The sequence below is a fragment of the Streptomyces sp. NPDC048275 genome (assembly GCF_040652275.1).
Classification (GTDB): domain Bacteria; phylum Actinomycetota; class Actinomycetes; order Streptomycetales; family Streptomycetaceae; genus Streptomyces.
Genome location: NZ_JBEZLR010000010.1, coordinates 15470 through 41440, shown reverse-complemented (window position 1 = coordinate 41440; position 25971 = coordinate 15470). Strand labels below are relative to the sequence as shown.

Sequence of the window (25971 nt, the reverse complement as noted above, 5' to 3'; positions counted from 1 at the left end):
CGCCGGACGGCGAGGGATCAGGGGCAGGACCGCTTGTTGCCGGCGGCGGTGCGTGCGGACTCGGCCAGGTCGGCGAACTGGCCGGCGAGCGATGCGATGACGTCCGCACGGAGCTTGTAGTAGGTGAACCGGCCGCACGGCTCCGTCTCCACGACCCCCGCCTCGCGCAGCACTCTCAGGTGGTTGGAGAGGTTGGTCTGCTTGGCACCGGTCTCCTCCACGAGGTGGGTGGTGCACAGCGTCTCTTGGGCGAGGAGGGTCACGATCTGGAGCCTGAGCGGGTCGGCCAGAACCCGGATCAGATCAGTGTCGACTGACGTCAGCATGCACTGATACTGTCACATCAGTGGTGGCTGACACCACTGGGTGCTGATGCGTGTGTGCCCTCTTCTGTCGCCGTGCAGGCGCGAGATCAAGAGAGACCTCTGATGTCCGACAAGCCCTCCGTGCTGTTCGTCTGTGTCCACAACGCCGGCCGCTCCCAGATGGCCGCCGCGTGGCTGACCCACCTGGCCGGGGACCGCGTCGAGGTCCGCTCCGCCGGCTCCAACCCGGGTGCCAACGTCAACCCGGCCGCCGTCGAGGCCATGGCCGAGGTCGGCATCGACATCTCCGCCGAGGTTCCCAAGATGCTCACGGTCGACGCGGTCAAGGAGTCGGACGTCTGCATCACCATGGGCTGCGGCGACACCTGCCCGGTCTTCCCCGGCAAGCGGTACTTGGACTGGCAGCTGGAGGACCCGGCGGGCCAGGGAGTCGAAGCGGTCCGTCCGATCCGTGACGAGATCAAGGTGCTGGTCGAGGGCCTGATCAAGGAGATCGCGCCGGAGCCCCAGGCATGAGCACGGGCACGAGTACGGACGTCCGCAACGTCATCGTCATCGGGTCCGGCCCCGCCGGATACACCGCAGCCCTCTACACCGCCCGCGCGTCCCTGAAGCCGCTGGTCTTCGAGGGGGCGGTCACGGCCGGCGGCGCACTGGTGCAGACGACCGAGGTGGAGAACTTCCCCGGTTTCCGCGAGGGCATCATGGGCCCGGAGCTGATGGAGAACATGCGGGCCCAGGCCGAGCGCTTCGGCGCCGAGCTCGTCCCCGACGACATCGTCGCCGTCGACCTCACCGGTGCGGTGAAGACCGTGACGGACAGCGCGGGTACGGTCCACCGGGCCAAGGCCGTGATCGTGGCGACCGGCTCGCAGCACCGCAAGCTCAATCTCCCGGGCGAGGACGCACTGTCCGGCCGGGGTGTGTCGTACTGCGCGACCTGCGACGGCTTCTTCTTCCGCGAGCACGACATCGTGGTCGTCGGCGGCGGCGACACCGCGATGGAGGAAGCCACCTTCCTCTCCCGCTTCGCCCGCTCCGTGACCATCGTCCACCGCCGCGACACCCTGCGCGCCTCGAAGACCATGCAGGACCGCGCCTTCGCCGACCCGAAGATCTCCTTCGCCTTCAACCGCGAGGTCGCCGAGATCCACGAGGACGGCGGCAAGCTCGCCGGGCTCACCCTGCGCGACACCGTCAACGGCGAGACCTCCCAGCTCGCGGCCACCGGGCTGTTCGTCGCCATCGGCCACGACCCGCGCACCGACCTGGTCACCGGTCAGCTGGACCTGGACGACGAGGGCTACCTCAAGGTCGCCTCCCCTTCCGCCCGTACGAACATCCCCGGCGTCTTCGGCGCCGGCGACGTGGTCGACCACACCTACCGTCAGGCGATCACCGCGGCCGGCTCCGGCTGCGCGGCGGCCCTGGACGCCGAGCGGTACCTCGCCGCCCTCAGCGACGCCGACGCCGCGGGCGAACCGGCCGTCGCCGCCGTCTGACCAACCTTCTGGAGCACCGTCATGGCTCTCAAGAACGTCACCGAGGACTCCTTCGAGCAGGACGTCCTGAACAGTGAAAAGCCGGTCCTGGTCGACTTCTGGGCCGCCTGGTGCGGCCCCTGCCGCCAGATCGCCCCCTCGCTGGAGGCGATCGCCGCCGAGCACGGCGACAAGATCGAGATCGTCAAGCTCAACATCGACGAGAACCCGGCCATCGCCGCCCGCTACGGCGTGATGTCCATCCCGACGATGAACCTCTACAAGGGCGGCGAGGTCGTGCAGACCATCGTCGGCGCCAAGCCGAAGGCCGCCCTGGAACGGGACCTCGCCGACCGCCTCGTCTGACACGCGACGCTCGGCGGGGCGCCCGTAGCGCCTCGCCGAGACCCTTTCTCGGACTTCCGACGGAGGTACCCGGTGGCCAGCAGGCGCATCGTCGCCGTCGGCGGCAGCGACGCCGGCATCAGCGCGGCCCTGCGCGCCTGCGAGCTGGATCCCGACGGTGAGGTCACCGTGGTGGTGGCCGACGCCTACCCGAACTTCTCCATCTGCGGCATCCCGTACTACGTCTCCGGCGAGGTCTGCCGCTGGAGCGACCTGGCCCACCGCACCCTCGCGGACCTGACGGCCACCGGCATGCAGGTGCGCACCGACACCCTCGCCCCGGCATCGACGTGCTCGGCAAGCGGCTTTCGGTGCGTGATGCCGACGGCCGCACCGAGCAACTGCCGTACGACGCACTGATCGTCGGCACCGGCGCGGTCAGTGCCCGCCCGCCCATCGATGGGCTGACCGGGCCCGATGCACTCGGCCCGACGGACGGTGTCCACCTGCTGCACAGCATGGGCGACACCTTCCAGGTCATGCAGACCCTCGCCGCCCGCCGCCCCAAGTCGACCATCGTGATCGGCGCGGGCTACATCGGCCTGGAGATGGCCGAGGCCCTCACCACCCGCGGTCTGACCGTCACCCAGATCGAAGCCCTCCCCGAAGTCCTGCCCACCGTCGATGCGGAACTCGGCGCCCTGGTTCACGCCGAACTCGACCACCACGGCGTCGAAGTCCTCACCGGCACCCAGGTCACCGCGATCACCCGCGACCCCTCCGGCAATCTGCTCCAGGTCCGGGCCACCGGCCCCGCCGGAAAGACCTTCATCCGAGGCGCGGACCTCGTTCTGGTCGTAGTCGGCGTGCGCCCCGAAACCGCCCTCGCCGCCACCGCGGGAGCGAAGCTCGGCGTCATGGGCGCGATCGAGGTGGACGAGTACATGCGCACCTCGCTGCCCGGCGTGTACGCGGCCGGGGACTGCGCCGTCCCCGCATTACCTCAATAAAAATTGAGTCAATGAACGTTGAGTGGTCTGCATCGGTGATGGCGCGAGCGAAACGGCACGCGGCGCTGGGGGATCCCGCGCGCTTGGCGATCGTTGACCGGCTACTGCTGGGTGATGCGTCGCCCGGCGAGCTCGGTCAGGAACTGGGCCTGCCCAGCAACCTCCTCGCTCACCACCTCAAACTGCTCGACCAGGTCGGCCTGATCGAGCGGTCCCGCTCCGAAGGAGACGGGCGGCGCACCTACCTGCACCTACGCACACAAGCCCTAGCCGACACCATGCCGACCCCGCCGCGGACGGCGCTTCGCGTGGTCTTCGTCTGCACCCACAACTCCGCCCGCTCCCACCTCGCCGCGGCCCTCTGGAAGCGCCAAAGCGCCGTGCCGGCCGCCTCAGCCGGAACCAAGCCCGCCCAGCGCGTCCACCCGCGCGCCCTCGCGACCGCCCGCGCCCACGGCCTCTCCCTGACCCCAGCCCGCACCGCCCACATCGACGACACCCTGCGCCCGGACGACCTGGTGGTCGCCGTCTGCGACAACGCCCACGAACAGCTCGGCACCCAGGTTCCCGACCGCCTGCACTGGTCGGTCCCCGACCCCACCCGCACCGGCACCGACGACGCCTTCGCCGACGCCCTGAGTGATCTCCCCGACCGGGTCGACCGGCTGGCACCCGCCGTCCACCCTCCAGGAGGCAGCGATGACTGAGACCACGCCCGTCCCGCACCGCAACCTGAGCATCGACCAGCAACTCGCCCTGCGCACCGCCGCCACCCACCTGCAGCGCCAGTTCGACGGCACCTTCGGCGAGGAGACCATCGAACGGTTCCTGACCTCCAGCTACGACCAGTTCGCCGGCCGCAGCACCATCCCGAACTTCCTCCCGCTGCTGGCCGAACGGTTCGCTCGCCAGCGGCTGCACGCCCTGGCCAAGGTCGAGGGCCTCGTCACCGACGGCAAGCCCGTCGTGCTCTTCCTCTGCGTCCACAACGCCGGACGCAGCCAGATGGCCATGGGCTTCTTCCAGCACCTGGCCGGCGAGGGCGCCGTCGCCTGGTCGGGCGGCTCCGAACCCGGTAACGAGATCAACCCATCAGCCATCGCCGCGATGAGCGAACGCGGCATCGACATCTCCCGCGAATTCGCCAAGCCCTGGACCGACGAGATCGTCCGCGCCGCCGACGTCGTCGTCACCATGGGCTTGCGGCGACGCCTGCCCCGTCTTCCCCGGCAAGCGCTACCTCGACTGGACCCTCGACGACCCCGCCGGCCAAAGCGTCGAGGACGTCCGGCCCATCCGCGACGAAATCGAGCGCCGGGTCCGCGGGCTCCTCGATGAACTCGGCGTACCGGCACAGTACTGACGGCGCTCGCGCGGGCGGACCCTGAAGCGCCCCCCGTATGGCCACGAATGGCCATACGGGGGGCGCTTTGTCATTTCAGGCTGCCTTCTGCCGCGCGACTTCACGCGCTCGCTCGGCGAGGGTACGCACGACCGGCAGCGACGTGTACGGCTTGAGGCCGGTGCGCAAGCTCCGCAGATGCTTGTCCCCTCGCGCAGAGCTGATCATCTGATGTTCGTCGAGGAACTTGTTCCAGGTGTCACAGGCTGCCTCGACGTGCCGCACGGTCATCTGTCGCTGAGCGATCACCCCGAGGCAGTGCACGCGCCCCTGACGTTCTTGGAGGCTGCGGGCAGCGTTGGAGCGGCGCAGGGCCTTGATGCTGCCCGGCCCATCCTTGAGGGACCACCTGACGTGTGCCTCGTGGAAGTGGTAGGCAGCCTCGTCGTAACCGCCCACGGCATCCTTCCTGTTGTCGGCCTGGGCTAGCGCGGTCTCAGTCTCACGTAGTCGAGTGAGGGCGGTGTTTCGGTCGCCGGTCATCGCGGCCGCTGCGGCCTGCTGCCCGCGCAGGAACGCCACCAGGCGCGGCCCGGATGCCGGGGCAGCCTCCGCTGCGGAATCCGCCAGCGTCAGCGCAGTTTCGCCGTAGCCGAGGTGCGATGCCTGTAGCGACATGCCGCGCAGGGTCCGGCAATAGGTGATGTGGTCTCCACCCTCCGCCGCGAGATCGAGGGCAGACCGGTAGTACTTCTGCCCGAGCCCCTGCTTTGTCTCGTACATCGCCATCCACCCAGTGAGGCACGGTCACCGCCTCCTCCTCGTACAGGCGGTGTCCGCCGGTGCTGCGCTCGGGCTCGGCGAGCAGGCCGCGCTGCTCGTAGTAGCGCAGGGTCTGGATGTTCACCCCGGCAGCTTCAGCCACCTGACCGCTGCGCAGGCCGGCGCTCACCGCTGCTCCGTGAGCCCGGCCGGCCGGGTGGCCCGCTCGGCCAGCGCCCGCAGGACCGGCTCATGCACCGCATCCACCGCGACGTCCAGGCGGACTGCCCCGCCATCGGCGGTGAAGGTGAAGGTGAAGGTGAAGAACGAGCAGCAGCCACTCTCCCGCTCGGCCAGGTCACGTGTGCGGTCCGCTACCTGCGCGGAGCCGGAAAATTCCAGCCGGAGACGCTGTGCACCGGGGCGCGACAACGAGGTCAGGTGCTCGGTGAACAGTGCGTCCCACTCGGCGATCCGCAGTGGCCGCTCCTCGGTGGGCAGTGTGCATGACTGGGGTACCCAGTCCAGTTCGGTCATCGCGCTCACTCCCGTCGTCATCCCCTCGACCGGGGCACACCACCGACGGTAAACCTGTACCTGGGTACCGATTGCAAGCCCGGCCGACCGCCGGAGGGCAGGGACCTCCCCGTGAAAGGATCAGCCGGGACAGACCGCCCGCGGGCGGGAGACGCACCGGCGCCCCGGAGACCCGATGCACCAGCACCACGGCGATCTCGCCGCCACACAGCAGGAGCACTGGCAGCAGACCTACGCCGCTCACCCCGGGATGTACGGTGCGGCGCCCTCCAGCCCCGCGGCATACGCCGCCACCGCCTTCCGCACGGCCGGGGCCGAGGTCGTGCTGGAGCTGGGCGCCGGGCACGGCCGTGACGCCCTGCACTTCGCCCGCGAGGGCTTCCGCGTCCATGCCACCGACTTCAGCCCGGTCGGCCTGCGCCAGCTCGTCGAAGCCGCCCGCGCCGAGCAACTCGCCGAGCGGATCAGCACCACGGTGCACGACGTCCGCACCCCACTGCCGCTACCCGACGCCTCCGTCGACGCGGTCTTCGCACACATGCTGCTGTGCATGGCACTGTCCACCAACGACATCCATGCTCTGGTCGACGAGGTCCGACGGGTACTACGACCCGGCGGGGTGTTCGTCTACACCGTGCGGCAAACCGGCGACGCCCACTACGGGGCCGGCGTCGCACACGGCGACGACATCTACGAACACGGCGGCTTTGCCGTCCACTTCTTCCCCCGACGCCTGGTCGACGAACTCGCCGCAGGGTGGGACCTGACCGAAGTGTTCACGTTCGAAGAAGGTGAACTGCCGCGCCGCCTGTGGCGCGTGACGCAGATCGCCAACTGAACGGAGCGCCAAGGCAAGGTCAGGTGGACCCGCCCCGTCCGGCCTGCCCGACCCGAAGCGCACGGGTGGTCAGACAGCGGCCGGCGCCATGGTGAGCAGCTTCCCCATCGCCGCCAGCACGGACGGCTCGACCCGGTAGTAGACCCAGGTGCCGCGCCGCTCAGAGGTGAGCAGTCCGGCCTCCTTGAGCTTCTTCAGGTGATGGGAGACCGTCGGCTGGGAGACCCCGACGTCGGAGATGTCGCACACGCACGCCTCGCCGCCCTCGTGCGAGGCGACCGCGGAGAACAGCCGCAGCCGTACCGGGTCACCCAGCGCCTTGAACATGCGCGCGGCCGTCTCGGCCTCCTCCGCGGTAAACGGGCGCTCGGTCAGCGGCGGGCAGCACGGCGCCACGGCCTCAGACGCCTCGGGTTCCAGCAGCGGCAGCACCCTCATGTTCGACATACATCTATTTTGACATACGTCGAACCAGTTGGCCAAGGGATGAACGGCTCGGTCGCGAGCAGGGGGCGCCACCAGGCTTCGCGCGACGCGGACGACACCCCGCCCGGTGGCCCGTCGTCGATCACAGCGGCATTGATCTACTCCTACCGATCCACTGATTCGGCGAATGTCTATGTTGACGCTTGTCGATACAGGTGCCATCCTGGATCTCGCAAGACATCGACAGACATCGAAACAAAGGGGCCCCCGTGAACGCGCCCACCACCGACCAGCTGCCCGTCGTGGTCATCGGAGCCGGCCCCATCGGCCTGGCCGCAGCCGCCCACCTCGTCGAGCGCGGCCTCGAACCGATGATCCTGGAGGCCGGCGCCTCCGCCGGCACCGCCGTACGCGACTGGGCGCACGTCCGCCTGTTCTCCCCCTGGGCCGAGGTCACCGACCCCGCCGCCGAGAAGCTCCTCGCCCCCACCAGCTGGGTCCGCCCCGACGGCACCATCTACCCGACCGGCGGCGACTGGGCCGAGCACTACCTCCAGCCGCTCGCCGACGTCCTCGGCGACAAGGTCCACTACGACGTCACCGTGACCGGTGTGGCCCGCGCGGGACGGGACCGCATCGTCGACGCCGACCGCGACGAGCAGCCCTTCACCCTGCACGTCCAGACGGCAGACGGCCACGAGGAGCGGATCACCGCCCGCGCAGTCATCGACGCCTCCGGCACCTGGAGCACCTCCAGCCCGATGGGCGCCGACGGCCTGCCCGCCCTCGGCGAGAAGAAGGCCACCGACCGCATCTCCTACCGCGTCCCCGACCTGAATGACCCGGCCGTCCGGGCCCGGTACGCGAGCAAGCGCACCGCCGTCATCGGCTCCGGCGCCTCCGCCTTCACGGCGCTCGCCTACCTCGCCGATCTGGCCAAGGACGAGCCGGGCACCCACGCGGCGTGGATCCTGCGCCGGGGCATCGGCACCAACACCTTCGGCGGCGGCGAGGCCGACCAGCTCCCCGCCCGCGGCGCCCTCGGCCTGCGTGCCAAGGAAGCCGTCGAGGCCGGCCACGCCAGCGCGGTCACCGGCTTCCGCACCCAGGCGGTGGACCGCGACGGCGATCAGCTCGTCCTCGTCGCCGAGGACGGCCGCCGCCTGGAACCGGTCGACGAGATCATCGTGCTCACCGGCTTCCGCCCCGACCTGTCCTTCCTCTCCGAGGTCCGCCTCGGCTTGGACGAACGCCTCCAGGCCCCGACTGCCCTGGCTCCGCTGATCGACCCGAACGTGCACTCCTGCGGCACGGTCTACCCGCACGGCGTGAACGAGCTCTCCCACCCCGAACAGGGCGTCTACCTGGTCGGCATGAAGTCCTACGGCCGCGCGCCCACGTTCCTGGCCATGACCGGCTACGAGCAGGTCCGCTCCATCACCGCCGCCCTCGCCGGCGACAAGGAAGCCGCCGAGCGCGTCGAACTCACCCTGCCGGAGACCGGCGTATGCGGCGGCGCGGGCCTGTACGACGACCCCGACGCCGCCCAGAGCAACGAAGGCGGAGGCTGCTGCGCGGCCCCGGCCACCCTGCAGATCGGCATCGGCGCCCCGACCACGACAACCGGCGGCTGCTGAACCCGCATCCTCACCAAGGAGGTTCGCCATGTCCCGCGTACAACTCGCCCTCCGCGTCCCGGATCTCGACGCCTCGGTCGCCTTCTACAGCAGGCTGTTCGGCACCGAGCCCGCCAAACTCCGCGACGGCTACGCCAACTTCGCCATCACGGAGCCCCCGCTCAAGCTCGTCCTGATCGAAGGCACCGCGGACGAGGCGACCCGCCTGGACCACCTCGGCGTCGAGGTCGAAACGACCGACGCCGTCCACGCGGCCACCACCCGCTTGAGCGAGGCGGGCCTGGCCACGGCCGAGGAGAACGACACCACCTGCTGCTATGCCCTCCAGGACAAGGTCTGGGTCCACGGCCCCGGCCAGGAGCCCTGGGAGGTCTACGTCGTCAAGGCCGACGCAGACACCCTCGCCAAGCAGCAGGACAGCACCTGCTGCGCCACCCCGGCCGATGCCACCGTCAAGGAACCGGCCGTCGCGGGCGGCTGCTGCTGACCCCCGCCGATGACCAACCTCCACGCCCGCGGGGCCGTGACCGGAACGGAGGACCGGTCACGGCCCCGCGCCGCCCTGCCCGCCCTCTGCGCCACCCAGATCACCAGCCGGGGAATCGTCTACTACGCCTTCCCGGTCCTGAACCCACAGATCACAGCCGACACCGGCTGGTCGGCAACCGCAACCACGGCCGCCTGCTCCGGCGCCCTGCTGGTCTCCGCTGTCGCCGGCATCCCCGTCGGCCGCATCCTCGACCACCGCGGCCCGCGCGCCGTGACGACCAGTGGCTCCATCCTCGGAGTCGTCGCTGTGCCGGCCATCGCCTACGCACCCAACTTCCCTGTGTTGCCAGCAAGTTGGCTGCTGGCCGGGGTCACCATGGCCCGCACCTTCTACCAGCCCGCCTTCGCCGCCCTCACTCACTGGTGGGTGCGCGCCCTGACGACCGTCCCGCTCGCCGGGGATCTGGCCTCCACAGCCTTCGCGCCCCTGACCGCCGCGCTCGCCGAGCACCCGCAGCGGACGTGTCCTCGACCTGATCCAGCCGGTCCGTCCACCAGTGCAGCAACGCCTCGTCCGCGGCGAACAACGCATCGAACGAGAAGTCATCGCGGTCGTAGTGAAACTCCAGCTGCCAGAAGTCCGTCATCCGCTCCACCACAGGCGACGAGTACCATCCACCAGCGCTGATGGCTCCAGCGGCACCACAGACCGGTACCCGCCGACGAACGCCGACACCCTGGCAGGGTCGAGTACCCCGTCCACGCCCGCGCACCACGGGCAGTTCGTCGCAGATCAGAACTCGGATCGTCACCCGCCCACGTTAAAGGGGCCCAGCGGCCCACGGGACCGCGTCAGAGGACAGGAGTCCGCGTGAGGCGCTCGGCCAGCGTGGCTGCGAATTCCTCGGCGCGGGAGAGCTGAGTACGCAGGTCCTCGACCCGCTGCTGTGCGGCCTGCTCGAAGCCTCGGATCCGCTCCAGCAGTTCCTCGCGCTCGTCGGGCGGCAGCTCCTGGCCCGAGTCGAGGCGGTCGGTGGCCTCCAGCAGGGCACGCATCTCGTCGAGGGTGAAGCCGAGGGGCTTCATGCGACGAATGACCATCAGGCGGGCGACGTCGGACTCGGTGTAGAGGCGGAAGCCACCCTGGGAACGGGCGGAGGGGATGACGAGGCCGGTCTCCTCGTAGTGCCGGATGGTGCGCAGCGACAGCTCGGTCCGTGCGGCGACCTCGCCGATCTGCATGTGCTCGCTGCTCACGCGGGGTGCCTTCCTCGTCTCTCGCTACGGCCGCGTACGGCCGCCGCCGATCTCTACTCTAACGTTAGGGTAGAGTTTCCTCGGTGTCGGGTCGGCTGCCTGCCGTGCCCGTTCCATGGTGCGGGATGCCCTCCCGTGACCGTCAGCCGTGTCGGGGCCGACGACGCCCCCGGCGAAGACCGTAGTCCGCGAAGCAGGAGAGAGCGTGCGCATGTCCATGATGCCTGGCGCCGCTGCCTGCCCGCCGTGACCCTTCGCCCCCGAGCAGCGCCCGATTCCCTCGCGGGTCGCTTCGCTGCCGCCCTCTGACTTCAGTCCGCCGTTCGCGGACTTCGTGGTCGGCCGCCTTGGCCTTCCACGCCTTCCTGCGCGCCCGCTGTGATGCCGGGTGTGCCCGAGCACGACAGGTTCCTCTCCTCTTGTCTTCCTCCGCACCGTCCCCAGCAGCCTGGCTGCGCGGCTCCCGGCGTCCCACCTGGCTGTCCGACCCGAAGGTGCTGCGCACCGAGGTACTGGCCGGACTCGTGGTCGCTCTGGCACTGATCCCGGAGGCGATCTCGTTCTCGATCATCGCCGGGGTGGCCCCGGCCATCGGCCTGTTCGCCTCGTTCACCATGGCCGTGACCATCGCGGTGGTCGGCGGCCGCCCGGCCATGATCTCCGCGGCCACCGGTGCCGTCGCCCTGGTCATCGCCCCGCTGAACCGCGAGCACGGCTTCGGCTACCTCGTCGCCGCCGTCATCCTGGCCGGCGTCTTCCAGATCGTCCTCGGCGCCCTCGGAGTGGCCAGGCTGATGCGATTCGTGCCCCGCAGCGTGATGGTCGGCTTCGTCAACTCCCTCGCCACCCTCATCTTCATGGCGCAGGTGCCGGAGATGACGGACGTGCCCTGGCCGGTCTATCCGCTGATCGCCGCCGGGCTGGCACTGATGGTGTTCTTCCCGAAGGTCACCACCGTGGTCCCGGCGCCGCTGGTGTCCATCGTCATCCTCACCGTCATCACTCTCGCGGCCGGGATCGCGGTGCCGACGGTGGGCGACAAGGGGGAGCTTCCGTCCTCCCTGCCGGTGCCGGGTCTGCCGGACGTGCCGTTCACCGTGGACACGCTGACAACCGTCGCGCCGTACGCGCTCGCCATGGCCCTGGTCGGCCTGATGGAGTCGCTGATGACAGCCAAGCTGGTCGACGACATCACCGACACCCACTCCTCCAAGACCCGTGAGTCCGTCGGCCAGGGCGTCGCCAACATCGTGACCGGCTTCTTCGGCGGCATGGGCGGCTGCGCCATGATCGGCCAGACGATGATCAACGTACGGGTCTCCGGCGCCCGTACCCGCCTGTCGACGTTCCTGGCGGGCGCGTTCCTGATGGTGCTCTGCATCGTCTTCGGGCCGGTCGTCTCCGACATCCCCATGGCCGCGCTCGTCGCCGTGATGGTCATGGTGTCCGTTGCCACCTTCGACTGGCACTCCATCGCCCCGAAGACGCTCAAGCGGATGCCGGCCGGGGAGATCACCGTCATGGTCGTCACCGTCGCGTGCGTGGTCGCCACCCACAACCTCGCGATCGGCGTCGTCGTCGGCTCGATCACCGCCATGGTCATCTTCGCCAAGCGCGTCGCCTACCTCGCCGAGGTCACCGCCGTCACCGACCCCGACCACGCCACCGTCGTCTACCGAGTCACCGGCGAACTGTTCTTCGCCTCCTCCAACGACCTCGTCGGCCAGTTCGACTACGCCACCGACCCCAACCATGTCGTCATCGACCTGACCGCCGCCCACATCTGGGACGCCTCCTCCGTCGCCGCCCTGGACGCCATCGAGACCAAGTACGCCCAGCGCGGCAAAAGCGTCGAGATCGTCGGTCTGAACGAACCCAGTGCCCGGATCCACAAGACACTCAGCGGCGAGCTCACCGGCGGCCACTGACTGACTGACGCGCGTATCGAGGGCCGCGGAGAGATCACTCCCCGCGGCCCTCACGCCTTCCCACACCAGCGCCCAGGCCCGGCTCCCTCCGGCCCAGTCCCGCTTGCCACCGCCGGAACAAGCCGTCCGGCTGGGCGGTGAGTTCGGGGTCTGTCATCGCCGGCATCGCGCATGAGGTCCACAGGATGTGGAACGTCCATGCCCGCGATCAGGCTCGGCGCGATGAGAATTCCACCGAAGCACAGGGCGACGCCGGCCATCAGAGCACGCGGACCAAAGCGGTCCATGAGCATGCCGAAGAATGGCATGACGAAGGCGCCCCAGAGAGACCCGATGAGGTACGCGGTGGAGACGGCCGAGCGGCTCACAGCGAGGTCCTGGATGAGCGGGTCGACCCCTGTCGTTACCTGGATCGCCACTGCCATCAACCCGCACGCGCCGGCGCAGTGGACGACGAACGTGGCCACGACGTCAATGGGGTGCCTTACGTGCTGCGGTCTGGTCCGGCGGCGCTTGGGCTGCGACTCAGGTGCGCCGGGAAGTCTGGTCGGCAGACAACTGCCGTCTGCCCTGGAGCTCCGGATGCCCGACCCGTCGCCTGCCCACGCACCTCACCTGCGGGGTGGGGTGTCGAGGGTGGGGAGAGGGTTCCTGCGATGGTTGCGGCATGAGCCCATCCGCGCTCGTTCAGGTCGGGTCGTCGTACCGCTCTTCGGAGAGATCACATCGCGGAACGTCGAGCGCGTAGGCCGGGAGTTGCTGGAAGTTCTGCGCTCGCGACCTGGCGTGCTGGAGATCGATCTGAGTCGGGTGACCTACTTCAGTTCCGACGGTGGCGCGGTGTTCTTCATGGTGCTGCGCGCCGCACGGGAATCCGGCACGCGGGTGGCGACTCACGTCGGCCGGCAGCCGCTAAGTGCTCTGCGTCAGCTCGGACTTGAGCGCGTGTGTGAGCTGTACGCCGGTCCCGGGCCGGACAGCGGACACGCCGGCATGCAGTAGTCGCTGGAGCGGCAGCGGCTGGGACTCGGCCCGCTTGGACTCGGACGGAAGGCGCACGTCGCGCGTCGATCAGCCCTGTGACCGCCGTACCCGACGGGTGTGGTCTGCCCACCACCGTCGGCGCAGCCAGTCTCCGAGTTCGCCGATGGCGACGAGCAGCGCTGCGGACGCGGTACACCGCGTGACGGAGGCCGACTCGCCGAGCGCCGTACCCAGCAGCCAGAGGATCAGCGCGAGCAGCAGCCACCAGAGGGCGATCGACCAGGTGAGACGCCATCGGTGTGCCGTTCCGGTCATGGGTGTGGGTCCTCCTTGTCTCCGGGATGGGTCAGCCGCAGAAATGGGCGACAGCACCGACGTGAGGATCACGGGCGGCGAGGGCCCTCGTGGATCAAGTGGGCGGTGAGTGCCCCGATGAGCAGGGCCCAGGCTGCTGCGGCGGCGCCGATCTCCTGCCAGCCGAGCAGGACGGTGGCCGCCGCCGCGATGGCTCCGGCGGCGAGGGCGTAGCGGTCGGTGGAAAATGCCCACTGCTGGCGGGCGCTGCCAGGCTGGCGGAGTTCACCGAGCGCGGTCTTGATCACCAGTGCGGCCATGATGATCGCGAGGGCGAGGAGCGAGGTGCCGTCGGCCATCAGCCGGACTTCTCGCGCTGCTCGCTCGGATCGTCCCCGCCAGATGGAGTGCAAGCGGAATGCTGGTAGATGTCAGGGATGCCGTCCGCGTCCGCGTCCACGGTCTCCTCCTCGTAGAGGCGGCGGTAGAGACGGTTGCGGCGGCGCAGCAGCACCGCGGCCAGGAGGGCGGATGCCAGAGAGCCGACGAGGACAGCGGCTTTGACGTGTTCGCCGAGTGCGCCGGCGGGGAAGGCGAGCTCGCCGATGAGGAGGGCGACGGTGAAGCCGATTCCGGCCAGGGTGGCCAGACCGAAGACGTCGGCCCAGGCCAGGTCCGGGTTGAGTGTCGCGCGGGTGAAGCGGACGGCGAGATAGGTGCCGGCGAAGATGCCGAGGATCTTGCCGAGTACCAGGCCCAGGACCACCCCGAGCGGCTCCGGGCTGGTGAACACCTCGCCCAGGGCGCCCGCGGAGACGTTGACGCCGGCGGCGAACAGGGCGAACAGGGGGACAGCCAGTCCGGCCGACAGGGGATGCAGCAGGTATCCCGTGCGTTCGGCAGGGGACCTCCGCTCGCCCTCGTCGCGGGTGGTGCGCAGGATCAGGCCCATGGCCACGCCTGCGACGGTGGCGTGGACACCGCCGTTGTACATCAGAGCCCAGGTGACGATCCCGAGCGGCACATACCACCACCAGCCAGTGATGCGCAGCCGCTGCAGGACGTAGAAGACGACGAGTCCGGCGAAGGCGCCGACCAGCGCGTACAGGTTGAGGTCGGTGGTGAAGAAGACAGCGATGACGAGGATGGCGCCCAGGTCGTCGACGACGGCCAGGGTGAGGAGGAAGGCGCGCAGGGCTGCGGGCAGGTGGGTGGAGATGACCGCGAGGACCGCGAGGGCGAAGGCGATGTCCGTGGCCATCGGTACCGCCCACCCGTCCAGGCTCCCGTCTCCGGCCGCGGCGGTGGCTGTGTAGACGGCAGCTGGTACCGCCATGCCGCACACGGCCGCGATGACCGGAAGGGCGGCCCTGGCCGGTGCGCGCAGTTCGCCCACGACCAGTTCCCGTTTGAGCTCGATCCCGGCGACCAGGAAGAACACCGTGAGCAGGCCATCCGCACTCCAGTGGGCGACGGACAGGTCCAGGCCGAGGGCGGGAATGCCGAAATGGAAGTCGCGTATCGCGTCGTAGGCACTGCTGAAGGGGCTGTTCGCCCACGCCAGCGCGACCACGGCCGCGGCCAGCAGGACCAAGCCCCCGACGGTCTCGGTACGCAGGGCACGGGCGACCGCCTGTCGCTCGGGCAGGGGCAGCAGACCGAGGAAGGGGGGGCGGGTACGCGGAGCGGCAGCCATGACGGCGGAGACCTCCGAGGCATCGGCGACGACGGGCACAAGGCCCCTGTTCGCCGACCAGACTTCCCGGCACACCCCGCGTTCTTGACGCGTTCTTTACACCCTAGCCGTGAGGGGCGGCCTTGGGAATGTGGGGCAGGAGGATCCGGTGACGAGGGCAGGCAGCGCTGCCGATGCCACCGTGATCCCAGGCAGGCTGACGCACGGAACGGCGACCACCGAGGGTGTTGCGCAGCGCTACCAGGGTCAAGGCGCCACCGGAGGGGGGTGGCCCACCATGAGGGCGCCGACCGCTCCGCCGGCGCGGACCCAGGACGTGGATTCGTCCCACTCGTTCCCCGACCGGACGTCCGTGTGGAGAGGTCTGCCTTGACGGGCCGCTGGATTCACAGAGGTCTGGTCGGCCAGTTGAGCAGGCGGGCACCGATAACCGCGGTCTGCAGGGTGTAACGCTGCGTCGGGTCGGTGGGGTTCGCGCCGGTCAGGGTGTGGATGCGGTCCAGGCGGTAGGTGAGGGCCCGCACGCTCAGCGCCAGTCGGCGGGCGGTTTCGGCGGCCACGCAGCCGGAGTCGAAGTAGGCGGTCAAGGTGTCGAGGAGCGGGCGGGCTCCGCCGCGGGCCTGTTCCAGAGGGCTGAGGGTGCTGCGTACGAGGTCCAGAAGGGCCTGCCGGTCGCGGGCCAGGACAGGGAAGACCAGCAAGTCGGCGGCGTGCAGCACGGGGTCGCCGAAGCCCATGCGCTGGGCGACGTCGAGGGCGTTGAGGGCTTCTTCATAGCTGTGCCCGATCCCCACAGCGCCGTCCCTGGGGCGGCCGATCGCGACCTGGCCGCCGTCGGTGGCGGCGTGGGCCTGTTTGGCGAAGTGGGTGAGGACGTCGTCCTGGTCGCCGGGGGCGATGCAGACCATCCGGCCGTCCTTGGTGGTGAACAGTATCCGGCGGTTCTCGAAGCGGCCGAACAGGGCGTCCTCGACCCTGCGGGGCGCGGGGTCAGTCTCGTCGTACTTGGCGGGGCCCTCGGCGACCGCCACGGCGTGGACACGGGACAGACGCAGCCCGAACCGTTCGGCACGAGCGGCGAGATGACCAGGGTCGCCGCGGCCATGAAGCAGGTCGTCGATGAACTCGCGTCTGGCCGCTTCCTCCTGCCGTATGACGAGACGCTGGGCGCGCTCGTATCCGTCGGCGAAGGCGTCCATGGCCTGTGCGATGACGGACAGGACGTCGTCGGGGCTTGCTGTGCGTGGCCAGGCGGCGCGGGCGGTGGCGAGGTGTTCGCCCACCAGCACGCGCCATCCGTGGCCCGATGCAGCAGCTTGCGCGCCCAGTTCGCGGCGCGAGTCGAGTTCGTCGCGAGTAAGGCGGCGGCCGGTGGAGGCGGCATCCGCCAGGATCTCGGCGTACCCGTCGAGGAACTGGCCGGGTGTGTCGTGTGCGGTCATGTGCGCCTCCCCCTGTCCGGTGTGCCTGGTCTTCGGCCCGCGGGCCGTCTGGTCCCAGGATCAGTCGTTCACATGTACGGGTTCTACTCGCTCCGCGTCCACCAGGGCGACCTGTGTCGGGGCGGTGGACCGGCAGGTGAGTCAGCGGGCCAACGGCTCGGTGCAGCATGCGGTGAGCGGTCCGACGACGAGGATCAGGACGTACGCGGTGGCCAGGGGAACGATGCGCGGCTCGACGCCGACTGTGAGTCCCAGGATGACGATGGTCCAGGTGCCACAACGGCATCCCTACCTCGTAAGGGGTGAGGGCGTCGGCCTACGGCATCAAAGACGCGTAAATATTGCCGGAATGCGGCAATGAACCCCTCCGCCGCTTCATGTGAGGATCCTGCCAAGCCGGAGACCGGCGACGGGGCGAGAGGGGGACGGTACGCATGGCCTGGTTCCTCGGACTCGGCATCACGGGGGTCGTGCTGCTCGCCTTGTCGCTGGTCTTCGACGGGGTCCTGGAGGGAGCGCTGGACGGGGTCCTGGACGGAGCCCTCGACGGACTGCTGTCGCTGCCGGTCGTTGCCGGATTCGTGGCGATGAGCGGCTTCGGCGGGGCCATCGCCCTGGGCACCACAGGCATGGGTCCCGCGGCGGCCACCGGTGCCGGCGTGCTTGCCGGACTGGGGACGGCATGGCTGACGTACCGCTTCGGCCGTGTCCTCATGCGCGACCAGACGGCCGTCACGCCGGGCGGCGACGACCTCGTGGGCACCGCAGGAAACGTGGTGACTGCCATCCCCGCTGACGGCTTCGGTGAGGTACTGCTCCAACTCGCGGGTCAGCCCGTGAAGTTCGCGGCCCGCTGTGCCGAGCCGATGGCGCGGGGCGCCCAGGTGTGGGTGGAGTCGGCGCCGACCGCCACATCGGTCGTGGTCCGCCCGGTGGATCGCTGAGCCGCCTCACCTCATCTGTCTTTTCCTTCTTTTCCTCACGTTTGATTCGGGGGCATTGCCATGAGTCCTGTCGTCGTCGCAGTGATGGGAGTCGTCGTACTCCTCGTGCTGCTGGCACTCGTCGTCATCACTCGCTACAAGGTGGCCGGACCGAGCGAGGCGTTCATCGTCACCGGCCGACGCGGCAAGAAGGCCACGGATCCGGAGACCGGGCGGGTCTTCACCGACAACAGCGGCCAGAAGGTCGTGGTCGGTGGCGGTGTCTTCGTCGTGCCGTTCGTACAGCAGAAGTTCACCCTCGACCTGTCCTCCCGGCACATCCCGGTGGCCGTGCGCGGCGCGGTCACCCTGCGCGGCGTGAAGGCGAACCTGGACGGCGTTGCGATCGTCAAGGTGGGCGGCACGGAGGACTCGATCCGCGCCGCCGCGCAGCGGTTCCTGATGCAGCAGGACGGCATCGTCGGGTTCACCCAGGAGGTGCTGTCCGGCGCCCTGCGGGCGATCGTCGGCCGGATGTCGGTGGAGGACGTCATCCGCGACCGGGCGGCGTTCGCGGGGCAGGTGGCGGAGGAGGCGGAGGCGAGCCTTTCCGGGCAGGGCCTGGTCCTGGACGCCTTCCAGATCCAGGACATCACCACCGAGGGCTCCTACCTGGAGGACCTCGGCCGCCCCGAGGCCGCACGCGCCAAGCAGGAGGCCGACATCGCCGAGGCCGTGGCCCGGCGGGCGGCCGAGCAGGCGCGGCTGAAGGCCGAGGAGGAGATCGCGGTCGCGCAGCGGACTTTCTACCTCAAGCAGGCCGAGATCAAGGCCGAGACCGACGAGGCCGCCGCTCGCGCTGCGGCGGCCGGTCCGCTGGCTGAGGCTGCCCGGCAGCAGGACATCCTCGCCGAGCAGGAGAAGGTCGCCGAGCGGCAAGCCGCCCTGACCGACCGCCAGCTGGACACCCAGGTGCGCAAGCCCGCCGACGCCCAGCGCTATGCCGCCGAGCAGGAGGCCGAGGCCAAGCGCGTGGCGCGGGTCAAGCAGGCCGAGGCGGAGAAGTCGGCGGGCATCGCGGCCGCGCAGGCGGAGGCCGAGCGGGCCCGGCTGACCGGTGAGGGTGAGAAGCAGCGCCGTAGCGCACTCGCCGAGGCGGAGGCTGTCGAGGGCCTGAAGCAGGGTGAGGCCGAGCGGTCCCGGCGTGCCGCGATTGCGGAGGCCGTACGGCTGGAGGGTGAGGCCGAGGCGGCGGCGATCGGTGCGAAGGGCGCGGCCGAGGCCGGGGCGATGCGGAAGAAGGCCGACGCGTTCGGGCAGTACGGCGACGCGGCGATCCTGCAGATGCTCGTCGAGGTTCTGCCGCAGGTTGTGGCCAAGGCGTCCGAGCCGCTGAGCGCGGTGGACAAGATGACCGTCATCTCCACCGACGGCGCCGGCCGCCTCCCGCGCGCGGTCGCGGACAACGTCGCCCAGGGCCTGGAACTCCTCAGCTCCACCACGGGCGTCGACCTCGCCGAACTGTTCAAGGGCGTCACGCGGCGTGCCTCGGCGACCGGTGCGGTGTCGTCGTATGCCGCATGCCCCTCGGCCACGGCGACGGCGTGGGCCCGGGACAGTACGAGGCCGAAGCGTTCGGCGCGTTCGGCGCGTTCGGCCAGCCGGCCCAGGTCGCTGCGGCCGTAGAGGAGGTCGTCGATGAACTCCCGCCGCGCGGCTTCCTCTTCCCGTACGGCGAGGCGCTGGGCCCGTTCATACCCTTCGGCGAAGGCGTCGACGGCTTGTTCCACGGCGGCCAGGACGCTGTCGGCCGAACCCGCAGTGCCGGGCCAGGCGGAACGGGTGGCGGTCAGGTGGCTGAGTACGAGACTGCGCAGGCTGTGCCCGTGCTCCGCCGCCTGCTCGCCAAGGACGCGGCGCGCGTGGAGTTCGTCCCGGGTCAGACGACGCCCGGTGGCGGCGACAGCGGCGAGGATCTCGGCGTAGCCGTCCAAAAACTGCGTCGCCGTGTCCGACTCGCCCACCCCGCCCTCCTCCATGCCGGATGCAGCCTTGACGCTTTCTTGACGCCACCGGCATGCAGACCCTGATGAACTCTGCCGGGAACCGGCAATGCGCAGGTCCGCTGCGGCGACGCATCATCGGTTGCGGGGAGCACCACGGATGGTTCCGGTGCCGGACACCGGCAGGTGGCCGGCACCGGAACCCGCAGAGAACGGCATCTATTCGTCGTGGTACTGCTGGACTCGGTCCAGGCCGAGGACATGCAGGGTGGCGCGCGCTTGAGGGTTGGCGTTGCGGACGGCGATCTCGGTGCCCTGCTTGTGAGCAATGCGGGCCGCTGTAAGGAAGGCCGTCGCGCCGTCGTTGGTGAGGAGTTCGACCCTGAACATGTCAATTGGCCGGGTAGCAAGGACGTCCGTCAGCCGTTGCGTCGTCTTGCCCGCGGTAGCCGCAGTGATCTCTCCGCGCAGGTGGACGACGAGCGGCCCCTGCGAGGCTTGCTGAGAGGCAGGACGCGCTACCGACCAGACGGCCTTCGCGGCGACGCGCAGAGCCGTGACGGCAGCGATCAGGCACAGGATCTTGGCCCATACCGGCATGAAGTTGATGGCGGCCGCGGTGGCCAGGGCGCAAGCAAGCAGCCAAGCTGCTGCGATGAGCAGGCGGGCGGGTGGCAGTGGCGGGGTCATGTGCTGCTGCCTTCGGTGCGCTGGTAGATGTCGGGGATGCCGTCGGCGTCCTCGTCGACGTTTTCCTCCTCGTACAGACGCCGGTAGACGCTGTTCCTGCGGCGCAGCAACAGGGTGGCAAGCACGGCGGCGGTGAGCGACGCGATCAGGACGGCGACCTTGATGTGCTCGCCGACGGCGGTGCCCGGGAAGGCGAGTTCGCCGATGAGCAGGGCGACGGTGAAGCCGATTCCGGCCAGTGTCGCCAGGCCGAAGATGTCGGCCCAGGCCAGGTCCGGGTTGAGTTGGGCGCGGGTGAAGCGTGCGGCGAGGTAGGTGCCGGCGAAGATGCCGAGGATCTTGCCCACCACGAGGCCGACGATGACTCCGAGGGGTTCGGGCGTGGTCAACACCTTGGCCAGCGCGTCTCCGGAGACGCTGACCCCGGCTGCGAACAACGCGAACAGTGGAACACAGATCCCGGCGGAGACGGGGTGCAGCAGATGCCCGGTGCGTTCCCCGGGGGATTTCCGTTCGCCCCCGTCGCGGGTGGTGCGCAGAATCAGTCCCATGGCGACCCCTGCGACAGTGGCATGGACACCGCCGTTGCACATCAGCGCCCAGACCGTCACACCCAGGGGCACGTACCACCACCAGCCCCGCACGCGCAGGCGCTGCAGGACGTAGAAGACGCCCAGTCCCGCGAACGCTCCGGCCAGGGCCCAGTAGTTGAGGTCGGAGGTGAAGAAGATGGCGATGACCAGGATCGCGCCGAGGTCGTCGACGACCGCGAGGGTCAGCAGGAAGGCTCGCAGGGCGGTCGGGAGATGGGTGGAGATGACAGCCAGGACGGCCAGGGCGAAAGCGATGTCGGTGGCCATGGGCACTGCCCAGCCGTCCATGCTGCCCGCCCCGGCCGTGACAGTGACCGCGTACAAGGCGGCGGGTATCACCATGCCGCACAATGCGGCGATGACCGGCAGCACGGCCGTGGCCGGGGTGCGAAGTGAGCCGACCACCAGCTCCCGCTTCAGTTCGATCCCGGCGACCAGGAAGAACACCGTCAGCAGCCCGTCAGAGGTCCAGTGGCCGACCGACAGGTCCAACCCCAGCGCGGGTATCCCGAAGTGGAAGTCGCGGATGGTGAAGTAGGTGCTGCTGAAAGGGGTGTTCGCCCACACGAGCGCCGCTATGGCGGCGACCAGCAGGACCAGGCCGCCCACCGTCTCGGTACGCAGGGCCCTGGCCACAGCCTGCCGTTCGGGCCAGGAAAGAAGACCGAGGAACGGGGTACGGGGCGGGTTGGCGGCCAAGGCGGCGAACCTCCGGGGTGTCGGCAAAGGGCACACGGCCCTACGGACGCCGACCAGACTTCCCGGCACACCCCGCGCCATCTTGACGCGTTCTTTACACCCTATCCGTGGCCGGACCGTGCTGCCCAGTCGGCCCTGTGCGTGGTGCGTCAGTCAGCGCAACGTCAGACGCCGTTACGCAGCGCAACGAGAGCATCGGTCGCGCCTCCACCGCCCACGCCGGCATCTTCGCCGCCGGCTTGATCGCTTGCGCGTGATCGCCGGCCGCCACCGCCCTGGATCGCTGGTGCCTGGGTTGCCTTGACTTGATGGACGGTGCCGTTGCCCGCGGCGCCGCGGGGACCGACGGCTCGACCCGGTGGTGCACCCATGTGCCGCGCCGCCCGGAGGTGAGCAGGCCGGCCTCCTTCAGCGTCTCAGCGGTGTTCGGGGTTGGCCGCGTCGGCACGGCAGCCCGCGTCCCATTCGGAGCGCTGGTTGCCGTGGGCGGGGACGCCGCCCGAGCGCTTGAGCAGGGCCGCCAGGTGCATCAGGTTCCAGGTCATGAAGGCGGTGTTGCGGTTGGTGAAGTCGTTGGCCGGGCCGCCCGATCCGGGGTCGAGGTACGAGGGTCCGGGGCCGACCGCGCCGATCCAGCCAGCGTCGGCCTGGGGCGGGATCGTGTAGCCGAGGTGCTGGAGGCTGTAGAGGACGTTCATCGCGCAGTGCTTCACACCGTCCTCGTTTCCGGTGATCAGACAGCCTCCGACGCGGCCGTAGTAGGCGTACTGGCCCTGGGAGTTGAGCAGCGAGGAGCAGGCGTAGAGCCGCTCGATGACCTTCTTGGTGACGGAGCTGTTGTCGCCCAGCCAGATCGGGCCGGCCAGGACCAGGATGTCCGCCGCCATCACCTGCTCGTACAGCGCGGGCCACTCGTCGGCCGCGAAGCCGTGCTCGGTCATGTCCGGATACACGCCGGGGGCGATGTCGTGGTCGACGGCCCGGATCTCGGATGTGGTGACCCCGCGCTCCATCATGACCGCCGCGCTCTTGTCGATCAGTCCCTGGGTATGGCTGAGCTGCGGGGACGGTTTGAGCGTGCAGTTGATGAACAGGGCGGTGAGGTCGTCGAAGCGGTAGGAGGGGGCAGGCGACGTTGCCATGACGGTCTCCCTGGGCGGCGGGGGCGGGGCGCGTACGGCAGCGTCTCGCGAAGGTACCGTTTTGTCCTCTTCCGACGCGCCTTCGGCGTCTTACGGAGTGATGACGTGCCGGGCCGGTCACGGGTGCGCGGCACCGTCGCGGATCTAGCGTGGCCGTATGCGTGTACTGGTCACCGGCGGTGCCGGGTTCATCGGGTCCCATGTCGTCGAGGCGCTCACGGCCCACGGGCACGAGCCCGTCGTGTACGACGTCCGGGCGGATCCCGGCGCCGATGTGCGCGACCCGGCGGCGGTCGCCCGCGCGCTGGCCGGCGTCGACGCCGTCTGCCACCAGGCGGCCATGGTCGGGCTCGGCAACGGGTTCGTCGACGCGGCGGAGTACGTCTCGCGCAACGACCTGGGCACCGCCGTGCTGCTCGCCGCGATGGCCGAAGCGGGCGTTCGGCGTCTCGTGCTGGCCGGGTCGATGGTCGTGTACGGGGAGGGGCGCTACGAGTGCCGGCGGCACGGGGTGGTGCGGCCGGGGCCGCGGGACGTCGCCGATCTGGACGCGGGGCGGTTCGAGCCGCCGTGCCCGGTGTGCGGGGAAGCACTGGCTCCCGGGCTGGTCGGGGAGGACGCGCCGGTCGATCCGCGGAACGTGTACGCCACGACCAAGCTCGCGCAGGAGCACCTGGCCGCCGCCTGGGCCCGGTCGACGGGCTGCTCGGCGGTGTCGCTGCGTTACCACAACGTGTACGGGCCCCGGATGCCCCGCGACACCCCGTACGCCGGGGTCGCCTCCTTCTTCCGGTCCGCACTCGCCCGGGGCGAGGCGCCCCGTGTCTTCGAGGACGGCCGTCAACGGCGGGACTTCGTGCATGTGCGGGACGTCGCCGCCGCCAACGTGGCCGCGCTGGAGGCGGCCGAGGCGCCGAGCGGGGCACTGACGACGTACAACACGGGCAGCGGTGAGCCGCACACCGTGGGCAAGATGGCGCGGGCGCTCGCGGACGCATGCGGGGGACCCGAGCCCGTCGTCACCGGCGAATACCGGCTCGGGGACGTCCGGCACATCACCGCGGACTCCGCACGGCTGCGAGCCGAGTTCGGCTGGAAGCCCCAGGTCGGTTTCGAGGAGGGCATGGCGGAGTTCGCGCGTGCCGGGATGCGGTGGGCGTAGGACCGGTGGTGCTGCCCGTGTTCAGGAAGCGGCGGCGGGCAGCACCACCTCGAAGCGGCATCCGCCCGGGATGTTGCGTACGGTGGCCCGCCCGTGGTGGGCCTCCACGATGCCCCGCACGATGGCGAGGCCCAGGCCCGCGCCCGCCGGGGGCGTCCGGGCATGCGTGCCTCGCCAGCCGGTGTCGAAGACCCGCGGCAGATCCTCCTCGGGGATGCCGCCGCAGCCGTCCGTCACGGACACGACCACGCCTTCGGGCGAGCGCTCGGCGGCCACCGCGACCGTACCGTCGGCCGGGGTGCGGCGGATGGCGTTGACCAGCAGGTTGCCCAGGACGCGGCTCATCTCCTTGCCGTCGACCTCGACCGGAACGGCGTCCACGTCGTCGCCGACCAGCCGTACGCCGTGCTCGCGGGCGAGCGGGTCAGCGCCCGCGAGGGCGTCGCCGATCAGGTCGTAGAGCGAGACGCGGGCGTACGACAGCGGCAGCGTGCCCGCGTGGATGCGGGAGAGTTCGAAGAGGTCGCCGACCATGCCGTTGAGGCGTTCGACCTCGGTGCGGATCTGCCTCAGGTAGCGGTCGGGGTCGGCGGCGACCCCGTCCTCCAGAGCCTCGGACATGGCACGCAGGCCGGCCAGCGGGGTGCGCAGGTCGTGGGAGATCCAGGCGACCAGTTCGCGGCGGGAGGTCTCCAGCGCGCGTTCCCGGTCGCGGGACTCGGCGAGCTTGGCGCTGGTCGCCGCCAACTCCCGGCTGAGTGACTCCAGTTCGGCGGTGGCCGGGCCGTCGGGCGCGGCGAAGTCGCCGCCGTCGCCGAACGAGCGGGCAGCGGCGGCGAGTTCGCGGCTGCGGGCGACGACCCAGCGGCCCAGCAGTAGCGCGGTCGCGAGAGAGACCACGGCCGCCATCGCCACCACGGTCGTCACCACGGTGAGGTCGTGCGGCGACAGGAACATCGCCCAGGCGACGGCGAGCGTGCCCGCGAGCATGGCGACCACTCCGACCGCCGCGACCACGGTGAGCGACGCGGTGAGCGAGCGGCGGCGCAGCAGGCGCAGCGCACCGGCTCCGGCCAGGCCGGTGACGCCGGAGCCGGCAAAGGCGTACAGGGCGATGAGGAGGGTGTCGCGCACGGTCAGTCCTCCTTCCCGCCGTCGGGTTCGAAGCGGTAGCCCACGCCCCACACCGTCTGGATCAGCCGCGGCCGGGCCGGGTCGTCCTCGACCTTGCCGCGCAGTCGGCGGACGTGAACGGTGACCGTGGACAGGTCGCCGAAGTCCCAGCCCCACACCTCGCACATCAGGTCCTCGCGGCCGTACGCCCGTCCCTGATGGCGCAGGAAGAAGGCGAGGAGGTCGAACTCCCGGAGGGTGAGGGCGAGTTCGGTGCCGTTCTTGGTGGCGCGGCGGGCGGCCGGGTCGACGGTCAGGCCAGCCGCGCTCAGCACGCGCGTGCCCGCGCCGGGCCGTGCGCGGCGCAGCACCGACTCCACCCTGAGGACCAGTTCGCGCGGGCTGAACGGCTTGGTGACGTAGTCGTCGGCGCCGACCTCCAGACCGAGGATGCGGTCGTCCTCGTCACCGCGCGCGGTGAGCATGATGACCGGCACGGGCCCGTGGCCGCGCATCCTCCGGCACACCTCCAGGCCGTCCATGCCGGGCAGCATCAGGTCCAGCACCACCAGGTCCGGCCAGTGCGCGGCGGCCCGGGTCAGGGCTGCCGGACCGTCGTCGGCCCTGTCCACGGTGTATCCGGCCCGGTCCAGGTAACCGGCGACGACCTCCGCGACCGTGGGGTCGTCGTCAACCACCAGGATCCGCCCGGCCTGCCCTGTGACCTCGTACGACTGCTGCATGCCCCCAGCCTCGCACCGGGCCCGCCTCTGTGCGGCTTCGGTCGGCTCCCGGGGCTCCGACGTCCGCGTTTCGTAAGGAGCGAAGGACCGATATGTCCGAATCCTCTTC

The 25971-nt window shown here is 70.2% G+C and carries 29 protein-coding genes and 7 pseudogenes; 18 read left to right on the top strand and 18 right to left on the bottom strand.

Annotation, left to right across the window (positions count from 1 at the left end; translation table 11 throughout):
* Positions 1 to 17 precede the first annotated feature (17 nt).
* Positions 18 to 326, bottom strand: coding sequence for a metalloregulator ArsR/SmtB family transcription factor (locus AB0D57_RS08985; RefSeq protein WP_362069061.1), 309 nt, complete (start codon positions 324 to 326; stop codon positions 18 to 20).
* 102 nt (positions 327 to 428) lie between these two features.
* On the opposite strand from AB0D57_RS08985, the gene AB0D57_RS08980 reads away from it, so the two are divergent.
* From AB0D57_RS08980 to AB0D57_RS08945, 8 genes and pseudogenes are all read left to right on the top strand, one after another.
* Positions 429 to 842: an arsenate reductase ArsC gene (locus AB0D57_RS08980; protein ID WP_362069058.1), complete on the top strand. Its 414-nt coding sequence runs from the start codon at positions 429 to 431 to the stop codon at positions 840 to 842.
* Positions 839 to 1828: a thioredoxin-disulfide reductase gene (gene trxB, locus AB0D57_RS08975; protein WP_362069055.1), complete on the top strand. Its 990-nt coding sequence runs from the start codon at positions 839 to 841 to the stop codon at positions 1826 to 1828. Before AB0D57_RS08980 ends, trxB begins: the two co-directional genes overlap by 4 nt.
* A 21-nt stretch (positions 1829 to 1849) precedes the next feature.
* The gene (trxA, locus tag AB0D57_RS08970; protein WP_362069051.1) at positions 1850 to 2173 is read left to right on the top strand and encodes a thioredoxin; all 324 of its coding nucleotides are present in this window, start codon (positions 1850 to 1852) and stop codon (positions 2171 to 2173) included.
* A 72-nt stretch (positions 2174 to 2245) separates the two neighbouring features.
* Complete coding sequence (locus tag AB0D57_RS08965) at positions 2246 to 2572, top strand: hypothetical protein (RefSeq protein WP_362069048.1); 327 nt, start codon at positions 2246 to 2248, stop codon at positions 2570 to 2572.
* Positions 2524 to 3162 (top strand): NAD(P)/FAD-dependent oxidoreductase, encoded by a 639-nt coding sequence (locus AB0D57_RS08960; protein ID WP_362069045.1) that lies wholly within the window; start codon positions 2524 to 2526, stop codon positions 3160 to 3162. The genes AB0D57_RS08965 and AB0D57_RS08960 overlap by 49 nt, the downstream gene beginning before the upstream one ends.
* 11 nt (positions 3163 to 3173) lie before the next feature.
* Positions 3174 to 3869: a helix-turn-helix domain-containing protein gene (locus AB0D57_RS08955; protein WP_362069042.1), complete on the top strand. Its 696-nt coding sequence runs from the start codon at positions 3174 to 3176 to the stop codon at positions 3867 to 3869.
* Positions 3862 to 4032 (top strand): annotated as a pseudogene (locus AB0D57_RS08950) (three-helix bundle dimerization domain-containing protein); the annotation flags it as partial. The gene AB0D57_RS08955 and the pseudogene AB0D57_RS08950, both read left to right, overlap by 8 nt.
* 135 nt (positions 4033 to 4167) lie before the next feature.
* Positions 4168 to 4525, top strand: a pseudogene (locus tag AB0D57_RS08945) (arsenate reductase ArsC).
* Positions 4526 to 4600: 75 nt separating this feature from the next.
* Here the strand turns inward: AB0D57_RS08945 and AB0D57_RS08940 are convergent.
* The 3 genes and pseudogenes from AB0D57_RS08940 to AB0D57_RS08930 form a co-directional block, all read right to left on the bottom strand.
* Positions 4601 to 5305, bottom strand: a pseudogene (locus AB0D57_RS08940) (hypothetical protein); the annotation flags it as partial.
* A gap of 19 nt (positions 5306 to 5324) precedes the next feature.
* Positions 5325 to 5429 (bottom strand): annotated as a pseudogene (locus AB0D57_RS08935) (MerR family DNA-binding transcriptional regulator); the annotation flags it as partial.
* A 23-nt stretch (positions 5430 to 5452) separates the two neighbouring features.
* Entirely contained in the window at positions 5453 to 5803 is a 351-nt protein-coding gene (locus AB0D57_RS08930) for a hypothetical protein (RefSeq protein WP_362069039.1), read from the bottom strand.
* A 175-nt stretch (positions 5804 to 5978) separates the two neighbouring features.
* Here AB0D57_RS08930 and AB0D57_RS08925 point away from each other — a divergent pair, with 175 nt between their 5' ends.
* Complete coding sequence (locus AB0D57_RS08925; protein ID WP_362069036.1) at positions 5979 to 6641, top strand: class I SAM-dependent methyltransferase; 663 nt, start codon at positions 5979 to 5981, stop codon at positions 6639 to 6641.
* 69 nt (positions 6642 to 6710) lie between these two features.
* Here the strand turns inward: AB0D57_RS08925 and AB0D57_RS08920 are convergent, their stop codons facing one another.
* Positions 6711 to 7088 (bottom strand): metalloregulator ArsR/SmtB family transcription factor, encoded by a 378-nt coding sequence (locus tag AB0D57_RS08920; protein ID WP_362069033.1) that lies wholly within the window; start codon positions 7086 to 7088, stop codon positions 6711 to 6713.
* A gap of 248 nt (positions 7089 to 7336) precedes the next feature.
* Between AB0D57_RS08920 and AB0D57_RS08915 the strand changes: the two genes are divergently transcribed.
* The 3 genes and pseudogenes from AB0D57_RS08915 to AB0D57_RS08905 all read left to right on the top strand — a co-directional run.
* The gene (locus AB0D57_RS08915) at positions 7337 to 8704 is read left to right on the top strand and encodes an NAD(P)-binding domain-containing protein (protein ID WP_362069030.1); all 1368 of its coding nucleotides are present in this window, start codon (positions 7337 to 7339) and stop codon (positions 8702 to 8704) included.
* A 28-nt stretch (positions 8705 to 8732) separates the two neighbouring features.
* Positions 8733 to 9191: an ArsI/CadI family heavy metal resistance metalloenzyme gene (locus AB0D57_RS08910; RefSeq protein WP_362069027.1), complete on the top strand. Its 459-nt coding sequence runs from the start codon at positions 8733 to 8735 to the stop codon at positions 9189 to 9191.
* 9 nt (positions 9192 to 9200) lie between these two features.
* Positions 9201 to 9704: pseudogene (locus AB0D57_RS08905) on the top strand (MFS transporter); the annotation flags it as partial.
* A gap of 341 nt (positions 9705 to 10045) precedes the next feature.
* Here AB0D57_RS08905 and AB0D57_RS08900 read toward each other — a convergent pair.
* Entirely contained in the window at positions 10046 to 10450 is a 405-nt protein-coding gene (locus AB0D57_RS08900; protein WP_362069024.1) for a MerR family transcriptional regulator, read from the bottom strand.
* A gap of 419 nt (positions 10451 to 10869) precedes the next feature.
* On the opposite strand from AB0D57_RS08900, the gene AB0D57_RS08895 reads away from it, so the two are divergent.
* The gene (locus AB0D57_RS08895; RefSeq protein WP_362069021.1) at positions 10870 to 12378 is read left to right on the top strand and encodes a SulP family inorganic anion transporter; all 1509 of its coding nucleotides are present in this window, start codon (positions 10870 to 10872) and stop codon (positions 12376 to 12378) included.
* Positions 12379 to 12428: 50 nt separating this feature from the next.
* Here AB0D57_RS08895 and AB0D57_RS08890 read toward each other — a convergent pair whose 3' ends face one another.
* Positions 12429 to 12845, bottom strand: coding sequence for a hypothetical protein (locus AB0D57_RS08890; protein ID WP_362069362.1), 417 nt, complete (start codon positions 12843 to 12845; stop codon positions 12429 to 12431).
* Here AB0D57_RS08890 and AB0D57_RS08885 point away from each other — a divergent pair.
* Positions 12760 to 13380, top strand: a complete 621-nt coding sequence (locus AB0D57_RS08885; RefSeq protein WP_362069326.1) for an STAS domain-containing protein — start codon at positions 12760 to 12762, stop codon at positions 13378 to 13380. The genes AB0D57_RS08890 and AB0D57_RS08885 overlap by 86 nt on opposite strands.
* Positions 13381 to 13449: 69 nt before the next feature.
* Here the strand turns inward: AB0D57_RS08885 and AB0D57_RS08880 are convergent, their stop codons facing one another.
* From AB0D57_RS08880 to AB0D57_RS08860, 5 genes and pseudogenes are all read right to left on the bottom strand, one after another.
* Positions 13450 to 13677 carry a hypothetical protein gene (locus AB0D57_RS08880; RefSeq protein ID WP_362069018.1) on the bottom strand — a complete coding sequence of 76 codons (228 nt, stop codon included), beginning with the start codon at positions 13675 to 13677 and terminating at the stop codon, positions 13450 to 13452.
* Between the two features lie 68 nt (positions 13678 to 13745).
* Positions 13746 to 14015: a hypothetical protein gene (locus AB0D57_RS08875; protein ID WP_362069015.1), complete on the bottom strand. Its 270-nt coding sequence runs from the start codon at positions 14013 to 14015 to the stop codon at positions 13746 to 13748.
* A complete protein-coding gene (gene nhaA, locus AB0D57_RS08870; RefSeq protein WP_362069012.1) occupies positions 14015 to 15352 on the bottom strand; it encodes a Na+/H+ antiporter NhaA in 1338 nt (445 codons plus the stop codon). The genes AB0D57_RS08875 and nhaA (AB0D57_RS08870) overlap by 1 nt, the downstream gene beginning before the upstream one ends.
* Before the next feature lie 386 nt (positions 15353 to 15738).
* Positions 15739 to 16794 (bottom strand): helix-turn-helix domain-containing protein, encoded by a 1056-nt coding sequence (locus tag AB0D57_RS08865; RefSeq protein ID WP_362069009.1) that lies wholly within the window; start codon positions 16792 to 16794, stop codon positions 15739 to 15741.
* 147 nt (positions 16795 to 16941) lie between these two features.
* A pseudogene (locus tag AB0D57_RS08860) lies at positions 16942 to 17070 on the bottom strand (cation:proton antiporter); the annotation flags it as partial.
* A gap of 158 nt (positions 17071 to 17228) precedes the next feature.
* On the opposite strand from AB0D57_RS08860, the gene AB0D57_RS08855 reads away from it, so the two are divergent.
* From AB0D57_RS08855 to AB0D57_RS08845, 3 genes are read left to right on the top strand one after another with little or no spacing between them, the layout of a single operon-like run.
* Entirely contained in the window at positions 17229 to 17738 is a 510-nt protein-coding gene (locus AB0D57_RS08855; protein WP_362069006.1) for a hypothetical protein, read from the top strand.
* A 60-nt stretch (positions 17739 to 17798) separates the two neighbouring features.
* Positions 17799 to 19403 (top strand): SPFH domain-containing protein, encoded by a 1605-nt coding sequence (locus AB0D57_RS08850; protein ID WP_362069003.1) that lies wholly within the window; start codon positions 17799 to 17801, stop codon positions 19401 to 19403.
* Complete coding sequence (locus tag AB0D57_RS08845) at positions 19322 to 19807, top strand: hypothetical protein (protein ID WP_362069000.1); 486 nt, start codon at positions 19322 to 19324, stop codon at positions 19805 to 19807. Before AB0D57_RS08850 ends, AB0D57_RS08845 begins: the two co-directional genes overlap by 82 nt.
* A 132-nt stretch (positions 19808 to 19939) precedes the next feature.
* On the opposite strand, the gene AB0D57_RS08840 is transcribed toward AB0D57_RS08845, so the two are convergent.
* The 4 genes and pseudogenes from AB0D57_RS08840 to AB0D57_RS08825 all read right to left on the bottom strand — a co-directional run bounded on the left by AB0D57_RS08840 (position 19940) and on the right by AB0D57_RS08825 (position 22844).
* The gene (locus AB0D57_RS08840) at positions 19940 to 20410 is read right to left on the bottom strand and encodes an STAS domain-containing protein (RefSeq protein WP_362068997.1); all 471 of its coding nucleotides are present in this window, start codon (positions 20408 to 20410) and stop codon (positions 19940 to 19942) included.
* Complete coding sequence (gene nhaA / locus AB0D57_RS08835; RefSeq protein WP_362068994.1) at positions 20407 to 21702, bottom strand: Na+/H+ antiporter NhaA; 1296 nt, start codon at positions 21700 to 21702, stop codon at positions 20407 to 20409. Before nhaA (AB0D57_RS08835) ends, AB0D57_RS08840 begins: the two co-directional genes overlap by 4 nt.
* A 331-nt stretch (positions 21703 to 22033) precedes the next feature.
* A pseudogene (locus tag AB0D57_RS08830) lies at positions 22034 to 22120 on the bottom strand (ArsR family transcriptional regulator); the annotation flags it as partial.
* Positions 22119 to 22844, bottom strand: coding sequence for a flavodoxin family protein (locus tag AB0D57_RS08825; RefSeq protein WP_362068991.1), 726 nt, complete (start codon positions 22842 to 22844; stop codon positions 22119 to 22121). The pseudogene AB0D57_RS08830 and the gene AB0D57_RS08825, both read right to left, overlap by 2 nt.
* Positions 22845 to 23001: 157 nt before the next feature.
* Between AB0D57_RS08825 and AB0D57_RS08820 the strand changes: the two genes are divergently transcribed.
* Entirely contained in the window at positions 23002 to 24006 is a 1005-nt protein-coding gene (locus tag AB0D57_RS08820; protein ID WP_362068988.1) for an NAD-dependent epimerase/dehydratase family protein, read from the top strand.
* A 21-nt stretch (positions 24007 to 24027) separates the two neighbouring features.
* On the opposite strand, the gene AB0D57_RS08815 is transcribed toward AB0D57_RS08820, so the two are convergent.
* Together AB0D57_RS08815 and AB0D57_RS08810 are read right to left on the bottom strand one after the other, a co-directional pair.
* On the bottom strand, positions 24028 to 25140 hold the full coding sequence (locus AB0D57_RS08815; protein ID WP_362068985.1) for a HAMP domain-containing sensor histidine kinase: 1113 nt from the start codon (positions 25138 to 25140) through the stop codon (positions 24028 to 24030).
* 2 nt (positions 25141 to 25142) lie between these two features.
* Positions 25143 to 25862 carry a response regulator transcription factor gene (locus AB0D57_RS08810; RefSeq protein WP_362068982.1) on the bottom strand — a complete coding sequence of 240 codons (720 nt, stop codon included), beginning with the start codon at positions 25860 to 25862 and terminating at the stop codon, positions 25143 to 25145.
* Between the last annotated feature and the right edge of the window lie 109 nt (positions 25863 to 25971).